The organism is Diaphorobacter sp. LR2014-1 (genome assembly GCF_002916785.1).
Classification (GTDB): Bacteria; Pseudomonadota; Gammaproteobacteria; order Burkholderiales; family Burkholderiaceae_C; genus Diaphorobacter; species Diaphorobacter nitroreducens.
Window position 1 is genome coordinate 113,850 of sequence record NZ_MTBE01000002.1, and the last position, 14,462, is coordinate 128,311.

Genomic DNA, 14,462 nt, shown 5'->3' on the forward strand with positions numbered 1-14,462 from the left:
ACGTTGCACAAAAACGTTTCATGAAACATCAGCAAGGCGTATCATTCGTTGCACGCAACTGTTGCACCACCATGCTGAACGCCCCCACCAACTACCCGCCCGGCCTGCCGCGGCTGTGCTTCCTGAGCTACCGGCAGATCCGCGAGTTCGCCGTGCCCGTGGTGGCCGAATACGCGGGACGCGCCATCGTCGAGGTGGTGGACGGCACCTTCAGCGGCGCGCTCACCATCGCGCAGGACCGGCTGGAGCGCGGCGTGGTGGACGTGTTCGTGAGTGCGGGCTCCAACGCCAGCATCCTGCGCGCTGGGCTGCATGCGCCGGTGGCGACCATCCAGCTCACGGGCTTCGACCTGCTGCAGGCGCTGATCAAGGCGCGGCGCGTCGCCGACCGCGTGGGCGTGGTGATGTACGGCCACACCATTCCCGAGCTGGACGCGGTGAAGGACCTGCTGAACATCGAGATCAGCCAGCACGCCTACCAGACGCCCGACGACGCGCGCCAGCGCTTCGAGGCGCTGCGGCGCGCGGGCTACCAGGTGATCGTGGGGTCCAGCCTGGTGGTGGAACTGGCGCAGGAGGCCGGCCTGCATGGCCTGCTGGCCTATTCGCTGGCCAGCATCCGCAAGGGCTTCGACGACGCGCTGGAACTGGCGCGCCTGGCACGCCTGGAGGCGGGGCGCTACGAGCAGTTGCAGAGCGTGCTGCACAACCTGCAGGAGGCCGTGGTAGCGGTGGACCAGCGCGGCCGCATCATCGCTGTCAATCCGCCCATGCAGCAGTTGCTGGGAGCGGCCGGCCGGCGGCTGGAAGGCCAGACGCTGGAGGCGCTGGAGCCTGCGCTGTCGCTGCGCGCCACGCTGGAGACTGGGCAGGAAGATCGCGCCGTGGCCACGCGCCTGGCACAGCGCGACTGGGTGGCACACCGCACGGCGATCCGCGAGCACGGCGAGATCGTGGGCGCCGCCCTCACCCTGTACGACGCGCGCACCATCGAAGCGGCCGACACCAGCCTGCGCATGCTGCAGCGCCGCCAGCAGCACGCGGCGCGCCACAACTTCGCCAGCCTGCAGGGCGACAGCCCGGCGCTGCACGAGGCCGTAGCCAGCGCGCGGCGGTTTGCGCGCACCGACCTGAACGTGCTGGTCACGGGCGAGAGCGGCGTGGGCAAGGAGGTGTTTGCCCAGGCCATGCACAACGAGAGCCCGCGCGCGGGCCGGCCCTTCGTGGCGGTGAACTGCGCGTCCTTCCCCGAATCTCTACTGGAGAGCGAGCTGTTCGGCTACGACGAGGGCGCATTCACCGGCTCGCGCCGCGGCGGCAAGCGCGGCCTGTTCGAGGCGGCGCACACCGGCACCCTGTTCCTGGACGAGATCGGAGACATGCCGCTGCCGCTGCAAACGCGCCTGCTGCGCGTGCTGCAGGAGCGCGAAATCATGCGCCTGGGCGGCACCGCACCTATCCCCATCGACATCCGCGTGATAGCCGCTACGCACCAGCCGCTGCCCGAGCTGATCGCGCAGCAGCGCTTTCGCCAGGACCTGTACTACCGACTGAACACCCTGCGCCTAGCGCTGCCACCGCTGCGTGCGCGGCCCGAAGATATTCCCGCCCTGGCAACGCCTCTTGTCGAGCGCTGCCTGTCACGCCTGGGATCGCAAATCGACGCCTCCCAAGCACTGGCCCCGCTGCTGCCGCGCCTGACGGCCTACAGCTGGCCTGGCAACGTGCGTGAACTGGAGAACCTCGCCGAACGCATCGCCGTCTTCCTGTCCCAATACGACGCCCACCACGGCATCCCCTATCAATTGCTGCGGCGTGACTGCCCAGAGCTGTATGCGCACGACTCCACGCCGGCGGCGGCGAACGTGCCCGTTGCCGCCCTCGCCCTGCCCCACGCTTCGGCCGCCCGCCCTCCACCCCTGGCGCCCCGCAGCACGCCGGCTGAGCGCGTGCGCGAGGCGCTGCGGCGATCGAACGGCCGCCGCGCCGAAGCCGCGCTCCTTCTGGGAGTCAGCCGCGCCACCCTGTGGCGCTGGCTGCGCGCCATGCAGGAAGCGGAGGATTTCACGCCCGGCGGCTAAAATACCCGGTTGCCATAAGAACACCCGCCCACCAGAACCATGTCCTTCTTCCGCCGCCCGGACTACGAGTCCGACACCACCCAGTTCATCAACCAGCTCAAGGCCACCAAGCCCGAGCTCGACGCGCAGCAGCGCGCCGGCCGCGCCCTGTTGTGGGACAAGCAGGTGGACCGCGACATCTGGCAGGAATACAACGCGGGCCGCGTGGCGCAGCAGCCCTACGTGTACCAGTCGAAATCCTAGCCAAAATAGCCTCCAGTGCCCGTCCAGCAAGCGCAACCAGCTATTGAATCCATAGCAAACGCATGACAGCGGCTCCGCAGGACGAAGCGCCCATGCCCGAGGTGGTGGACCAGGTGGCGCTGGCGCGCCTGTACGGCGAGCCCCTGTTCGCGCTGCCGCAGGACCTGTACATCCCCCCCGACGCGCTGGAGGTGTTCCTGGAGGCCTTCGAAGGCCCGCTGGATCTGCTGCTGTACCTGATCCGCAAGCAGAACTTCAACATCCTGGACATCCCCATGCTGGATGTCACGCGCCAGTACCTGGGCTACGTGGAGGAGATCCGCAGCCGCAACCTGGAGCTGGCGGCCGAGTACCTGCTGATGGCGGCGATGCTCATCGAGATCAAGTCGCGCATGCTGCTGCCGCCCAAGAAGCAGGAAGGCAGCGCCGAGCCCGAGGACCCGCGCGCCGAACTGGTACGCCGCCTGCTGGAGTACGAGCAGATCAAGCTGGCCGCCATGCACCTGAACCAGGTGCCGCAGTACGGCCGCGACTTCCTCCGCGCGCAGGTCACCATCGAGCAGAGCCTGCAGCCGCGCTTTCCGGACGTGAGCCTGACCGACCTGCAGGAAGCCTGGCGCGACATCTTGAAGCGCGCCAAGCTGGTGCAGCACCACAAGATCACGCGCGAGGAACTCTCGGTGCGCGAATACATGAGCCATGTGCTCAAGGCGCTGCAGGGCCGGCGCTTTGTGGAATTCGAGGAACTGTTCCAGCCCGAGAAGGGCGGCACCGTGCTCGTGGTGACCTTCATCGCGCTGCTGGAACTGGCCAAGGAAACCCTCATCGAGATCACCCAGGCCGAGGCGTTCGCACCCATCTACGTGCGCCTGGCCTATACGCCTGTCTGATCGCCCCCATCCCCCTCGCCACGGCCGCGTGGCTGCGGCGCACATTGCCATGACCTCACACGACTTCGACGTACTCATCGTAGGCAGCGGCCTCGCGGGGCTGACCGCCGCGCTGCAGCTGGCGCCCACCCACCGCGTGGCCGTCCTCACCAAGCGCCAACTGGCCGACGGCGCCAGCGGCTGGGCCCAGGGCGGCATCGCCGCGGTGCTGGCGGAGGGCGACAGCTTCGAGTCGCACGTGCAGGACACGCTGGTGGCCGGCGCCGGCTTGTGCGACCTGGCGGCCACACGCTTCGTGGTGGAGAACGCGCCGCAGGCCATCCGCTGGCTGCAGGGCCTGGGCGTGCCGTTCTCGCAGGAAGAGGGCGCCCTGCACCTCACGCGCGAAGGCGGCCACAGCGCGCGGCGCATCGTGCACGCCACCGACGCCACGGGCGCGGCCGTGCAGCGCACGCTGATCGACGTGGTGCGCGCCACGCCCGGCATCACGCTGTTCGAACACCACACCCTGGTGGACCTGATCACCAGCGCCAAGCTGGGACTGGCTGGCGCGCAGCGCTGCCTGGGCCTGTACGCGCTGGACGAGGCCACCGACGAGGTGCTCACCTTTCGCGCACCGCACACCATCCTGGCCACGGGGGGCGCGGGCAAGGTGTACCTGTACACCACCAACCCCGACACGGCCACGGGCGACGGCATTGCCGCGGCCTGGCGCGCGGGCTGCCGCGTGTCCAACCTGGAGTTCATCCAGTTCCACCCCACGTGCCTGTACCACCCGCATGTCAAGAGCTTCCTCATCACCGAGGCCGTGCGTGGCGAGGGCGGGCAACTCAAGCTGCCGCCGCAGGCCGGCGGCACGCGCTTCATGCCCCAGCACGACGCGCGCGCCGAGCTGGCGCCGCGCGACATCGTGGCGCGCGCCATCGACTTCGAGATGAAAAAGCACGGCCTGGACTGCGTGCATCTGGACATCTCGCACCAAAGCCCCGCGTTCCTGCAGGAGCACTTTCCCACCATCCTCGCGCGCTGCGCGGAGCTGGGCATCGACATCACGCGCGAGCCCATCCCCGTGGTGCCCGCCGCGCACTACACCTGCGGCGGCGTGCTGACCGACCTGGCGGGCCGCACCGACCTGCACGGCCTCTTCGCCATTGGCGAGACCGCCTGCACCGGCCTGCACGGCGCCAACCGCCTGGCCAGCAATTCGCTGCTGGAATGCATGGTGTTCGCGCGCGCCGCGGCCGCGCACATCCAGCAGGCGCAGCGCGCGGACCTGCCCGCGCTGCCCGCGTGGGACGACAGCCGCGTGACCGACGCCGACGAGTGCGTGGTTATCTCCCACAACTGGGACGAGCTGCGCCGCTTCATGTGGGATTACGTGGGCATCGTGCGAACCACCAAGCGGCTGGAGCGCGCGGCGCACCGCATCGCGCTGCTGCAGGGCGAGATCCAGGAGTTCTATGCCAACTTCCACGTCACGCGCGACCTGCTGGAACTGCGCAACCTGGTGCATGTGGCCGACCTGATCGTGAAAAGCGCGCAGATGCGCCATGAAAGCCGCGGCCTGCACTTCAGCCGCGACTGGCCCGACGTGGCCGCCCCCGCCGCGCCCACCATCCTGGTGCCGCCCGCACGCTGACCCCTTTTCACAATCCAAGGAGATTCCATGTACCGCACCCTGCTCAAGTCCAAGATCCACCGTGTGAAGACCACGCACTGCGAGTTGCACTACGAAGGCTCGTGCGCCATCGACGAAGACCTGCTGGAGGCCGCCAACATCTGCGAGAACGAACAGGTGCACATCTGGAACGTGGACAACGGCGAACGCTTCGTCACCTACGCCATCAAGGGCCAGCGCGGCAGCGGCATGATCTCGGTGAACGGATCGGCCGCGCGGCGCGCCTGCGTGGGCGACCTGCTCATCATCGCGGCCTTCGCCCAAGTGGCAGAAGCCGACGTGGCCGCACACCAGCCGCAACTGGTGTTCGTGAACGACCAGAACCGCCAGGTGGAACTGCGCCACCACGTACCCACGCAGGCACTTTGATCCATCACCCTTCCACCACCGGGAACACACCATGCCCCATCTGACCATCGAATACTCCAGCAACCTGCCCGGCTATCCCGAGGCCCAGGCACTGGCCGATCTCAACGCATCCCTGTGCGCCAGCCCTGAGATCCTGGACGAAGCCGACCTCAAGTCGCGTTTCGTGCGCACCAGCGGCAGCTTCCAGATCGGCACGCAGCCCGCCAACCGCGCGTTCGTGCATGCGCAGCTGCGCCTACTGTCCGGCCGTAGCCCCGAAGCCAAAAAGGACCTGGCGGGGCGCATCGCCGAGGTGTTGCGCCGCCACACCCCGCACCCTGCGGGCGTGCTGGTACAGCTCAGCGTGGAGATCGTGGACATGGACCGGCCGAGCTACGTGAAGGAACGCCTGTAAGCACCTGGGGATCCGGAACGTAAAAAAGAAACCGCTGTGCTCTGAGAGTCACAGCGGTTGGGGTGCCTGCCCGGCCCGGCCGTTCCTCACCGGGAGAACGCGGCCGAGGCACGGCGCACGGCATGTGCAGGCTGCTTACGCACGCCCCCGCGCTGCCTCCGTGCGCACGTCCCCACTACCCGGCCAGTCCCTGCGGTGGGGCCGAGCCTATGGAACAAACAACTTCGCGCAATCCTGCACCAGGTGGGACATCCGGCGGGTTCAGCAGGTTCAGCGGGTTTTGCCGTAAACGCCGATATGCGCGGGTGCGGAACCACCGCCTTAGCAGGGGGCCCCGCTTAAGGCGCCCCGTCCAACGTCGCGTCCAGCCAACCGCGCAGGCTGTTGATGAAGGCCCAGCCCTGCACGCGCGGCAGATCCTGCAAGCGCACCACGGCTTCCACCATGCGTCCCTCACGCAGGGCGACGGCGCGGCCCACACCGGGCAGCAGGCCGCAGGCCAGCGGCGGCGTGACCCAGCGACCGTCCAGCAGCAACGCCAGGTTGCCGAAGGTGCCCTCGGTGATCTCACCCGCAGCGTTGTAGAGCACGGTGTCGAACACACCGCCGCCCGCCGCCGGTGCGAAAGCGGCGTAGTGCGCGCGGCGCGTGGTCTTGTGCCGCGTGAATTCGCTGTGCGCCCGGGTGAAGGGGCGATCGGCCAGTGCCAGCCGCACGGGCATGGGCGTCGCGGCCAACGCGAAGGCTTCGGCGCGCGGCACGCCGTGTGCGTTCAGCAGCAGGCGCACGCGCCAGTCGCCCTGCGCATGGGAAGCGGCCAGTGCATCCAGGCAGGCCTGCACGCGCGCGGCATTCCAGGGATAGCCAAAGTGCACGGCGGCGGCCTGCATGCGCGCCAGGTGCTCTGCGCGGTGGCGCAGCACGCCGGCATGCAGCCCCAGCGTTTCCAACAGGTCGAACGGCGCGCTGGCTCGATCCACGAAGGCGCGCTTGGCCGCCCACTCGCCCCACTCGGCCGCCGGGTCGGCGCCCCAGACGATGCCGCTGCCGATGCCGCAGCGCGCGTGGCCGCCCCGCAGCTCCACGGTACGGATAGGGACGTTGAAGGTGGCGGCGATGGCGCCCGCGCCCGCCGCCAGATCGGGCCGCACCACGCCCACCGCGCCGCAGTACACGCCGCGCGGGCCGGTCTCCAGCGCGGCAATCGCGCGCATGGCCTCCACCTTGGGCGCACCCGTGACCGAACCGCAGGGAAACAGTGCGCCGAACACGTCGGCCAGCCGCGTGCCGGTGCGCGTGCGCGCCACCACGTCGGAGGTCATCTGCCAGACAGTGGGCAACTGCTCGGTGTGGAACAGCGCCGGCACGCGCACGCTGTGCGGCGCGGCGATGCGCGAGAGGTCGTTGCGCAGCAGATCCACGATCATCACGTTCTCGGCGCGTTCCTTGGGGCTGCCGCGCAGCGCTGCGGCCTGCGCCGCATCGGCCTCGGGCGTGGCGCCGCGCGCGGCCGTGCCCTTCATGGGACGGGTGAGGATGCCGCCCGCGCCCGTGGACCCGGAGCGCCAATCGAAGAACAGCTCGGGCGACACCGACAGCACCTGCGTGCCTACGCCGTCGTCAAGGTGCGCCGCGTAACCGCCGGGCTGCGCGCGGCGCAACGCCGCGAACAGTGCCTGTGCGTCGCCTTGCCATGTGCCCATGAGCGGTGCGGTGTAGTTGACCTGGTAGTAGCGTCCCGCCGCGATGCCCTGCTGGATCTGCGACAGCGCTGCATCGAATGCGGCGCGTGGCAGCGCCTGCGTCCAGTCGATGGACGCCGTTCCCGCGGCCTCGTGCGCGGGCCAGGGCGCGGGGGCGTCGTACACCGCGAACCAGGCGAGCGCGGGCGCGCCCTCCCCTTGCGCGTCGGCATGCACCGCCAATGCCGGGTCGAACGCGGGCGCGGCCTCGTAGCGCACCCAGCCCACGCACCAGTGGCCGGCGCGCGCCGCGGCTTCCACCGCATGCAACACACCCGTCACTTCCTGCAGACGTGCAGCCACCAGCACCTGGCGCGGCGACGCGAAGGCGTGGCGCAGGCGCGGCGCGGCGGCGTCGCGCGGGTCGGCAAAATCGATCAGCGATGTGGTGGGCATGAAAACAGGCCTTAGCGCTTATCCATCAAGCGCGAACAGCTACTCAATTTATAGCAATCAAACACCCCGTCAGGCCGCCCCGAAATGCGGCACCAGCGCACCCGCGGGCTGCCCGCTCTTGAGCGCCGCGGTGAAGGCCAGCATGCGGTCGATGGGTTGGCGCGCGCGCGGGATCAGCGCGGGGTCCACATGGATGGCGTTGGCGCCGGTCTCCAGCACGCGCGCCACGTCAGCCAGCCCGTTCATGGCCATCCAGGGGCAATGCGCGCAGCTCTTGCAGGTGGCGCTGTTGCCGGCAGTGGGGGCCTCGTGGAAGGTCTTGCCGGGGTTGAGCCTGCGCAGCTTGTGCATCATGCCGTTGTCGGTGGCGACGATGAACTCGCGCGCGTCCATTTCACGCGCAGCCTGGAGGATGGCGGACGTCGAACCCACGGCGTCGGCCAGGGCCACGACCTCGGGCGGGCTCTCGGGGTGCACGAGCACCTTGGCTTGGGGGTGTTCCTTCTTGAGCAACTCCAGCTCCAGCGCCTTGAACTCGTCGTGCACGATGCATGCACCGTTCCAGAACACCATGTCGGCGCCCGTTTCGCGCTCGATGTAGGCGCCCAGGTGGCGGTCGGGGGCCCACAGGATCTTGTGGCCCGCATCCTTGAGCGCACGCACGATGTCCAGCGCGCAGCTGGACGTGACCAGCCAGTCGGCACGCGCCTTCACGGCGGCGCTGGTGTTGGCGTAGACCACCACCGTGCGGTCGGGGTGCTGGTCGCAGAAAGCGCTGAACTCGTCGATGGGGCAGCCCAGGTCCAGCGAGCAGGTCGCGTCCAGGTCGGGCATGAGCACGGTCTTCTCGGGGCTGAGGATCTTGGCCGTCTCGCCCATGAAGCGCACGCCGCTCACCACCAGTGTCTGCGCCGCGTGGTCGCGGCCAAAGCGCGCCATCTCCAGCGAATCGCTGACGATGCCGCCGGTTTCCTCGGCCAGGTCCTGCAGGTCCGGGTGCACGTAGTAGTGCGACACCATCACCGCGTTCTTCTCTTTCAGCAGGCGGCGGATCTTGTCCTTGAGCGCGGCACGCTCGGCGGGCGATAATTCGGGCGGCACACGCGCCCAGGCGTGCTTGGTGGAGCAGGTGGCGCCGTCCGCGCCCGCGAGGGGCTGTTCGTACTCGACGTCCTTGATGGCGGTCGTATTCATGGCAATGCTCTGGCCGCCGGGGCGCGACGGCTTCACGAGGGGGAATCGATTGTCGCGCCTTGGAAGACGCTACGCCGTGTCAGGCCAAATCCTGCAGGCGCATGGAGAAATCCGTGGCCTTCACATCCTTGGTCAGCGTGCCGATGGAGATGCGGTCCACGCCCGTCTCGGCCAGCGCACGCAGGCCTTCCAGCGTGACGCCGCCCGAGATCTCCAGGATGGCGCCCCCGCCGGCATGCGCCGCGTTGATGCGCACGGCCTCGCGCAGTTGTGCCAGCGGCATGTTGTCCAGCAGCACCATCGTCGCGCCCGCATCGAGCGCCTCCTGCAGCTGCGCCAGCGTTTCCACCTCGATCTCGATGAATGCAGCCTGCGCAGCCACCGCCTGGGCGGCCCGCAGCACCGCCGTCACGCCGCCCGCGGCAGCGATGTGGTTTTCCTTGATGAGCACGGCATCGTGCAGGCCGATCCGATGGTTGGTGCCACCGCCTGTGCGCACGGCGTACTTCTGCGCCAGGCGCAGGCCCGGCAACGTCTTGCGCGTGTCCACGATGTGGGCGCGGGTGCCGGCCACGGCATCCACATAGGTGCGCGTCTTGGTGGCCACGGCCGACAGCAGCTGCAGGAAGTTGAGCGCCGTGCGCTCGGCGCTCAGCAGCGCGCGCGCCTGGCCTTCGATCTCCAATACCACCTGGTCGGTAGCGCAGCGCGCGCCCTCGGCCACATGCCAGGTCAGCGTCACACCGGGGTCCAGCGCACGCAGCGCAGCCTCGACCCAAGGAGCGCCGCAGATCACGGCGGCTTCGCGCGCCAGGATGCGCGCACGCACGCGGCGCGCGGGGTCGATCAGGCCGGCCGTCAGGTCGCCGCTGCCCACGTCTTCCTGCAGGGCGCGGTCCACATCGGCACGGGCCAGCGCCGCGAGTGCGTCGGCGCCAAACAAGTCTCTCGTCGTCATGGGGCAAGCATAGCCGCATCGCATAGACTCGCCGCACTTTTGCAACCCGACGGATCCCAAGCGCCATGACCGACTCCCCCACCGCCGGCACGCCCTATGGCACGCTGCCGCCCGCGTCGCCGCTGCCCCAGAGGCGCCCCGTGAGCCTGCCCCGCCTGGCGCAGATGCGCGAGGCGGGCGAGAAGATCACCATGCTCACCGCTTACGACGCCACCTTCGCAGCCGTGGCCGACGCCGCGGGCGTGGAGTGCATCCTGGTGGGCGATTCGCTGGGCATGGTCTGCCAGGGCCTGCCCAGCACCGTGGGCGTGACGCTGGAGCACATGGCCTACCACACGGCCAGCGTGGCACGCGGCCTGCACCGCGTGCAGGGCACGGCCTGGCTGATCGCCGACCTGCCCTACGGCAGCTATGCCGAGAGCCGCGAGCAAGCGCTGCGCAGTGCCTGCCAGCTCATGCAGGCGGGCGCCCACATGGTCAAGCTCGAAGGCGGCGGCTGGACCGCGCCCACGGTGCAGTTCCTCGTGGAGCGCGGCGTGCCCGTGTGCGCGCACCTGGGCCTCACCCCGCAGACGGTGCACGCCCTGGGCGGCTACCGTGTGCAGGGCAAGGGCGATCAGGCCGCCCAGCAGCTGCGCCGCCAGGCACTGGAGCTGCAGGACGCCGGCGCCGCCATGCTGGTGCTGGAGATGGTGCCGACTCCCCTGGCACGCGACCTCACGCAGGCCCTGCCACGCTGCCACACCATCGGCATCGGCGCGGGCAGCGGCACGGCCGGCCAGGTGCTGGTGATGCACGACATGCTAGGCATCAACCTGGGCAAGAACCCGAAGTTCGTGCACGACTTCATGCGGGACGCGGGCAGCGTGCGCGGCGCCATCGAGGCCTATGTACAGGCCGTCAAGCAAGGGCGCTTTCCCGACGACGCACTGCACGCCTGGAACTGACCAAACACCTTCACCCATGATCACCGTCCGCACCATTCCCGAACTGCGCGCCGCCATCGCCGCGCATCCCGGCGCAGGCCGCCCTGGCAAGCGCCCCGCCTTCGTGCCCACCATGGGCAACCTGCACGACGGGCACATCGCCCTGGTGCGCCAGGCCCGGCCGCTGGGCGACGTGCTGGTCGCCAGCATCTTTGTGAACCGCCTGCAATTCCTCCCGCACGAGGACTTCGACAGCTACCCCCGCACCTGGGAGGCCGATTGCGCCAAGCTGGAGGCCGCGGGCTGCGACATCGTCTTCGCGCCGCGCGAGAGCGACCTCTACCCCGAGCCCCAGACCTTCAAGCTGCAGCCCGACCCGCAACTGGCCGACATCCTGGAAGGGCATTTCCGCCCAGGCTTCTTCACGGGCGTGTGCACCGTGGTCATGAAGCTGTTTTCCGCAGTGTTCTTCGCCAGCGGCGGCGGCACGGCCGTGTTCGGCAAGAAGGACTACCAGCAGCTCATGGTGATCCGCCGCATGGTGCAGCAGTTCGCGCTGCCCGTAGAGGTGGTGGCAGGCGAGACGGCCCGCGCCGACGATGGGTTGGCCCTGAGCTCACGCAACGGCTACCTGAGCACCGCCGAGCGCGCCCAGGCCGTGCAACTGTCCGCGGCGCTGCGCGCGCTGGCCCAGGCGGCGCAGGCACCCGGCGCCCCCCCGCTGGCCGCCCTGGAACAACAGGCCCTGCAGACCCTGGCGCAGCAAGGTTGGGCGCCCGACTACCTCACCGTGCGCCAGCGCCACGATCTTCAGCCCCCCGCTGCAGGCGCAGCCGCCGGTACGCTGGTGGCGCTGGGCGCGGCACGCCTGGGCAGCACGCGGCTGATCGACAACCTGGAGTTCTGAGACCGCGCGCGGCGACAGTCCGTGCGTAGGCGCACACGCACAAGCACAGGACCGCGATGACCTACGCGGCGTGGCAGCCTGGACGGACATCGGGGCGTCTGGCCCATCGCTAAGGTGAAGGCATGTTTCAACCATCCCTATAGGAGGCGTACATGCCGATCATTCTTTGGCTTCTGGGTGTCCCGCTGAGTATCGTTTTGCTGCTGATGCTGTTCGGTGTCGTGTGACCCAAGCACCCTGAACCGCGCACGACAAAAAGCGGCCTGCGGGCCGCTTTTTGCAGTTCACGGGAGATGCGTGCGCATCAATGGCGCTCGACGGTAGGCTCGCGCTCCATGAGCCGGGCCACCGCCTCGGCAGCGCGCAGTTCACCGTCGAGCAGCGCCACGACGCACTCCGCAATGGGCATCTCAACGCCCACCGCGCGCGCGCGCTGTACCACGGTGCGGGCGCTGTACACCCCCTCAGCCACATGGCCCAGCGACTCCACCGCCTGTGCCAAGGTCCGCCCCTCGGCCAGCAACAACCCCACACGGCGGTTGCGCGACAGGTCGCCCGTAGCAGTCAACACCAGATCCCCCAGGCCCGACAGGCCCATGAAGGTCTCGGGCCGCGCGCCCAGGGCAAGGCCTAAGCGGGTCATTTCCGCCAAACCGCGGGTAATCAATGCCGCACGCGCATTCATCCCCAGTTGCAGCCCGTCGCACAGGCCGGTGGCAATCGCCAATACGTTCTTGACCGCACCGCCGACTTCCACGCCTACGATGTCCTCGCTGGCGTATACGCGCAATGCGGGCCCGTGGAAGGCTTGCACCAGCGCATCGCGCACCGTGACGCGGGGGCTGGCGGCCACCATGGCCGTGGGCTGGGCGGTGGCGACCTCCTGGGCGAAGCTGGGGCCGCTGAACACGCCACTGTGCAGCCGCGGTGCGACCTGCGCGCACACTTCATGCGCCATCAGCCCCGTGCCGGCCTCGAAGCCCTTGCACAGCCACGCGATGGGCGCCGCACAGCCGTCCAGCCGTTCCAGCATGCCGCGCAGCGCAGCCATGGGCGTGCCGACGACGACGAGGTCGGCGTCAGCGGCCAGCGCGCCCATGTCACCCGACGCCACGTGCAGCCCGGGCGGGAACGCAAGGCCGGGCAGGTAGCGCTGGTTCTGCCGCTTCGCCTGCATGGCCTGCGCCTGCTGTGCGTCACGGGCCCACAGCGTCACCTCATGGCAGGCTGCGTGCGCAGCCGCGCTCATGGCCAGGGCAGTGCCCCAGGCGCCTGCGCCAAGGACTACTATTTTCATAGCTACTCGCGCTTATCAGGCGGGCGCTAGAGCCTTAAATGGCTCTAACACCCGTTACGACCAAGAAGCCGTTTACTGGGCCGTGCTGGTGGCAGCCTCGGCGGCTGCGGCCTGTTGCTGCTCGTACATGGCCTGGAAGTTGATCTCGGCCAGGTGCACGGGCGGAAAGCCCGCACGCGTCACGGTGTCGGCCACGTTGCCGCGCAGATAGGGGTAGATGATCTGGGGGCAGGCAATGCCGATGATGGCGCCCATCTGGTCCTCGGGCACGTTGCGGATCTCGAAGATGCCGGCCTGCTTGGCCTCCACCAGGAACACGGTCTTGTCCTTGATCTTGGTCTGCACGGTGGCGGTCACGGCCACCTCGAAGATGCCTTCGACCACGGGTGTGGCCTCGACCCCCAGCTGGATGTCCACGCTGGGCTGCTCCTGCTCCAGCAGGATCGCGGGCGAATTGGGCTGCTCCAGCGACAGGTCCTTCAGGTACACGCGCTGAATCTGGAACACGGGGGTTTCTTCGGCCATGGTGGTCTCGGTCTTTCGGTCAAAACAAAGCCCGCCCGGGAGAGGCTCCCGCAGCGGGCAACATGGGGCGCATTATGCAACGCGCCAATGGCGGCAAAGGCTCAGGCGCCCAGCAGCGGCACCAGGCCGCCACGGCTGTCCAGGGCCACGAGGTCGTCGTGTCCGCCGACGTGGGTGTCGCCAATGAAGATCTGCGGCACGGTGCGCCGGCCGGTGATCTCCATCATGTGCTGGCGCGCGGCGGGGTCGGTGTCCACGCGGATTTCCTCGATCTGCTCCACACCCTTCAGCTTCAGCAACTGCTTGGCGCGGATGCAATAGGGGCACACGGCGGTGGTGTACATCTTCACGGCTTGCATGGACGGCGACCTTTCTGCGTAACGAACAATGCTGGTAGATGCGGGCGCCTCAGGCCTTTTCAACCGGCAGGTTGGCCTCGCGCCAAGCGGCCAGGCCGCCGGCCAGCGCCTGCGCCTTCTCGTAGCCCAGGCCCTTGGCGATGCCTGCAGCCCGCGAGGCGCGGGCGCCCTTGGCACAGACGAGGATGATGGGCACGGCCTTGTTCTTGGCCACCTGCGGCAGGCGCTCCTGCAACTGCCCCAGCGGGATGTTCTTGGCGCCACCCACGTGGCCCGCGGCGAACTCCTCAGGCTCGCACACGTCGATCACCACCGCCTTCTCACGGTTGATGAGCTGTACGGCCTGCGCCGTGCCCAGGGTACCGGCCCCGGCCCCCTTGAGGGCCGGCAGCAGCAGCATGACGCCCGAGGCCAGCGCGAGGAAGATCAAATACCAATTGTCGAGAACGAAATTCACGGGGTTCCTTGGGGTATGCAAACCGCGCAATTCTAGAATGTCGGGT

15 protein-coding genes are annotated in these 14,462 nt (G+C 68.8%); 8 read left to right on the top strand and 7 right to left on the bottom strand.

Going from position 1 to position 14,462, the window contains the following annotated elements; translation table 11 throughout:
• The first annotated feature begins 71 nt into the window (after positions 1–71).
• The 6 genes from prpR to BV908_RS02450 all read left to right on the top strand — a co-directional run bounded on the left by prpR (position 72) and on the right by BV908_RS02450 (position 5,655).
• The gene (gene prpR / locus BV908_RS02425; protein ID WP_047349783.1) at positions 72–2,081 is read left to right on the top strand and encodes a propionate catabolism operon regulatory protein PrpR; all 2,010 of its coding nucleotides are present in this window, start codon (positions 72–74) and stop codon (positions 2,079–2,081) included.
• A gap of 39 nt (positions 2,082–2,120) precedes the next feature.
• Positions 2,121–2,324, top strand: a complete 204-nt coding sequence (locus BV908_RS02430; protein WP_020230703.1) for a DUF3460 family protein — start codon at positions 2,121–2,123, stop codon at positions 2,322–2,324.
• 62 nt (positions 2,325–2,386) lie between these two features.
• Complete coding sequence (locus tag BV908_RS02435; RefSeq protein ID WP_103737112.1) at positions 2,387–3,214, top strand: ScpA family protein; 828 nt, start codon at positions 2,387–2,389, stop codon at positions 3,212–3,214.
• A gap of 49 nt (positions 3,215–3,263) precedes the next feature.
• Positions 3,264–4,853, top strand: coding sequence for an L-aspartate oxidase (gene nadB, locus BV908_RS02440; protein ID WP_103737113.1), 1,590 nt, complete (start codon positions 3,264–3,266; stop codon positions 4,851–4,853).
• Between the two features lie 27 nt (positions 4,854–4,880).
• Positions 4,881–5,261 (top strand): aspartate 1-decarboxylase, encoded by a 381-nt coding sequence (panD, locus tag BV908_RS02445; protein ID WP_011806592.1) that lies wholly within the window; start codon positions 4,881–4,883, stop codon positions 5,259–5,261.
• 31 nt (positions 5,262–5,292) lie between these two features.
• Positions 5,293–5,655, top strand: coding sequence for a 5-carboxymethyl-2-hydroxymuconate Delta-isomerase (locus BV908_RS02450; RefSeq protein ID WP_011806593.1), 363 nt, complete (start codon positions 5,293–5,295; stop codon positions 5,653–5,655).
• Between the two features lie 338 nt (positions 5,656–5,993).
• Here the strand turns inward: BV908_RS02450 and BV908_RS02455 are convergent, their stop codons facing one another.
• The 3 genes from BV908_RS02455 to nadC all read right to left on the bottom strand — a co-directional run bounded on the left by BV908_RS02455 (position 5,994) and on the right by nadC (position 9,945).
• Positions 5,994–7,793 (bottom strand): chorismate-binding protein, encoded by a 1,800-nt coding sequence (locus BV908_RS02455; protein ID WP_103737114.1) that lies wholly within the window; start codon positions 7,791–7,793, stop codon positions 5,994–5,996.
• A gap of 69 nt (positions 7,794–7,862) precedes the next feature.
• Complete coding sequence (gene nadA / locus BV908_RS02460; RefSeq protein ID WP_103737209.1) at positions 7,863–8,987, bottom strand: quinolinate synthase NadA; 1,125 nt, start codon at positions 8,985–8,987, stop codon at positions 7,863–7,865.
• 79 nt (positions 8,988–9,066) lie between these two features.
• A complete protein-coding gene (gene nadC, locus BV908_RS02465; RefSeq protein WP_103737115.1) occupies positions 9,067–9,945 on the bottom strand; it encodes a carboxylating nicotinate-nucleotide diphosphorylase in 879 nt (292 codons plus the stop codon).
• Positions 9,946–10,010: 65 nt separating this feature from the next.
• Here nadC and panB point away from each other — a divergent pair, with 65 nt between their 5' ends.
• Both panB and panC read left to right on the top strand, forming a co-directional pair.
• Positions 10,011–10,892 (top strand): 3-methyl-2-oxobutanoate hydroxymethyltransferase, encoded by an 882-nt coding sequence (gene panB / locus BV908_RS02470; RefSeq protein WP_011806597.1) that lies wholly within the window; start codon positions 10,011–10,013, stop codon positions 10,890–10,892.
• 16 nt (positions 10,893–10,908) lie between these two features.
• Positions 10,909–11,778: a pantoate--beta-alanine ligase gene (gene panC, locus BV908_RS02475; protein ID WP_103737116.1), complete on the top strand. Its 870-nt coding sequence runs from the start codon at positions 10,909–10,911 to the stop codon at positions 11,776–11,778.
• 304 nt (positions 11,779–12,082) lie between these two features.
• On the opposite strand, the gene BV908_RS02480 is transcribed toward panC, so the two are convergent.
• From BV908_RS02480 to BV908_RS02495, 4 genes are all read right to left on the bottom strand, one after another.
• The gene (locus BV908_RS02480) at positions 12,083–13,075 is read right to left on the bottom strand and encodes an NAD(P)H-dependent glycerol-3-phosphate dehydrogenase (RefSeq protein WP_103737117.1); all 993 of its coding nucleotides are present in this window, start codon (positions 13,073–13,075) and stop codon (positions 12,083–12,085) included.
• 72 nt (positions 13,076–13,147) lie between these two features.
• Positions 13,148–13,600, bottom strand: a complete 453-nt coding sequence (gene secB / locus BV908_RS02485) for a protein-export chaperone SecB (RefSeq protein ID WP_011806600.1) — start codon at positions 13,598–13,600, stop codon at positions 13,148–13,150.
• Positions 13,601–13,701: 101 nt separating this feature from the next.
• On the bottom strand, positions 13,702–13,959 hold the full coding sequence (gene grxC, locus BV908_RS02490) for a glutaredoxin 3 (RefSeq protein WP_011806601.1): 258 nt from the start codon (positions 13,957–13,959) through the stop codon (positions 13,702–13,704).
• A gap of 49 nt (positions 13,960–14,008) precedes the next feature.
• The gene (locus BV908_RS02495) at positions 14,009–14,416 is read right to left on the bottom strand and encodes a rhodanese-like domain-containing protein (RefSeq protein WP_047349768.1); all 408 of its coding nucleotides are present in this window, start codon (positions 14,414–14,416) and stop codon (positions 14,009–14,011) included.
• Positions 14,417–14,462 lie beyond the last annotated feature (46 nt).

Coding starts and splice junctions, on each gene's coding strand:
- prpR (WP_047349783.1), top strand. CDS start 72: ATGCTGAACGCCCCCACCAACTACCCGCCCGGCCTGCCGCGGCTGTGC.
- BV908_RS02430 (WP_020230703.1), top strand. CDS start 2,121: ATGTCCTTCTTCCGCCGCCCGGACTACGAGTCCGACACCACCCAGTTC.
- BV908_RS02435 (WP_103737112.1), top strand. CDS start 2,387: ATGACAGCGGCTCCGCAGGACGAAGCGCCCATGCCCGAGGTGGTGGAC.
- nadB (WP_103737113.1), top strand. CDS start 3,264: ATGACCTCACACGACTTCGACGTACTCATCGTAGGCAGCGGCCTCGCG.
- panD (WP_011806592.1), top strand. CDS start 4,881: ATGTACCGCACCCTGCTCAAGTCCAAGATCCACCGTGTGAAGACCACG.
- BV908_RS02450 (WP_011806593.1), top strand. CDS start 5,293: ATGCCCCATCTGACCATCGAATACTCCAGCAACCTGCCCGGCTATCCC.
- BV908_RS02455 (WP_103737114.1), bottom strand. CDS start 7,793: ATGCCCACCACATCGCTGATCGATTTTGCCGACCCGCGCGACGCCGCC.
- nadA (WP_103737209.1), bottom strand. CDS start 8,987: ATGAATACGACCGCCATCAAGGACGTCGAGTACGAACAGCCCCTCGCG.
- nadC (WP_103737115.1), bottom strand. CDS start 9,945: ATGACGACGAGAGACTTGTTTGGCGCCGACGCACTCGCGGCGCTGGCC.
- panB (WP_011806597.1), top strand. CDS start 10,011: ATGACCGACTCCCCCACCGCCGGCACGCCCTATGGCACGCTGCCGCCC.
- panC (WP_103737116.1), top strand. CDS start 10,909: ATGATCACCGTCCGCACCATTCCCGAACTGCGCGCCGCCATCGCCGCG.
- BV908_RS02480 (WP_103737117.1), bottom strand. CDS start 13,075: ATGAAAATAGTAGTCCTTGGCGCAGGCGCCTGGGGCACTGCCCTGGCC.
- secB (WP_011806600.1), bottom strand. CDS start 13,600: ATGGCCGAAGAAACCCCCGTGTTCCAGATTCAGCGCGTGTACCTGAAG.
- grxC (WP_011806601.1), bottom strand. CDS start 13,959: ATGCAAGCCGTGAAGATGTACACCACCGCCGTGTGCCCCTATTGCATC.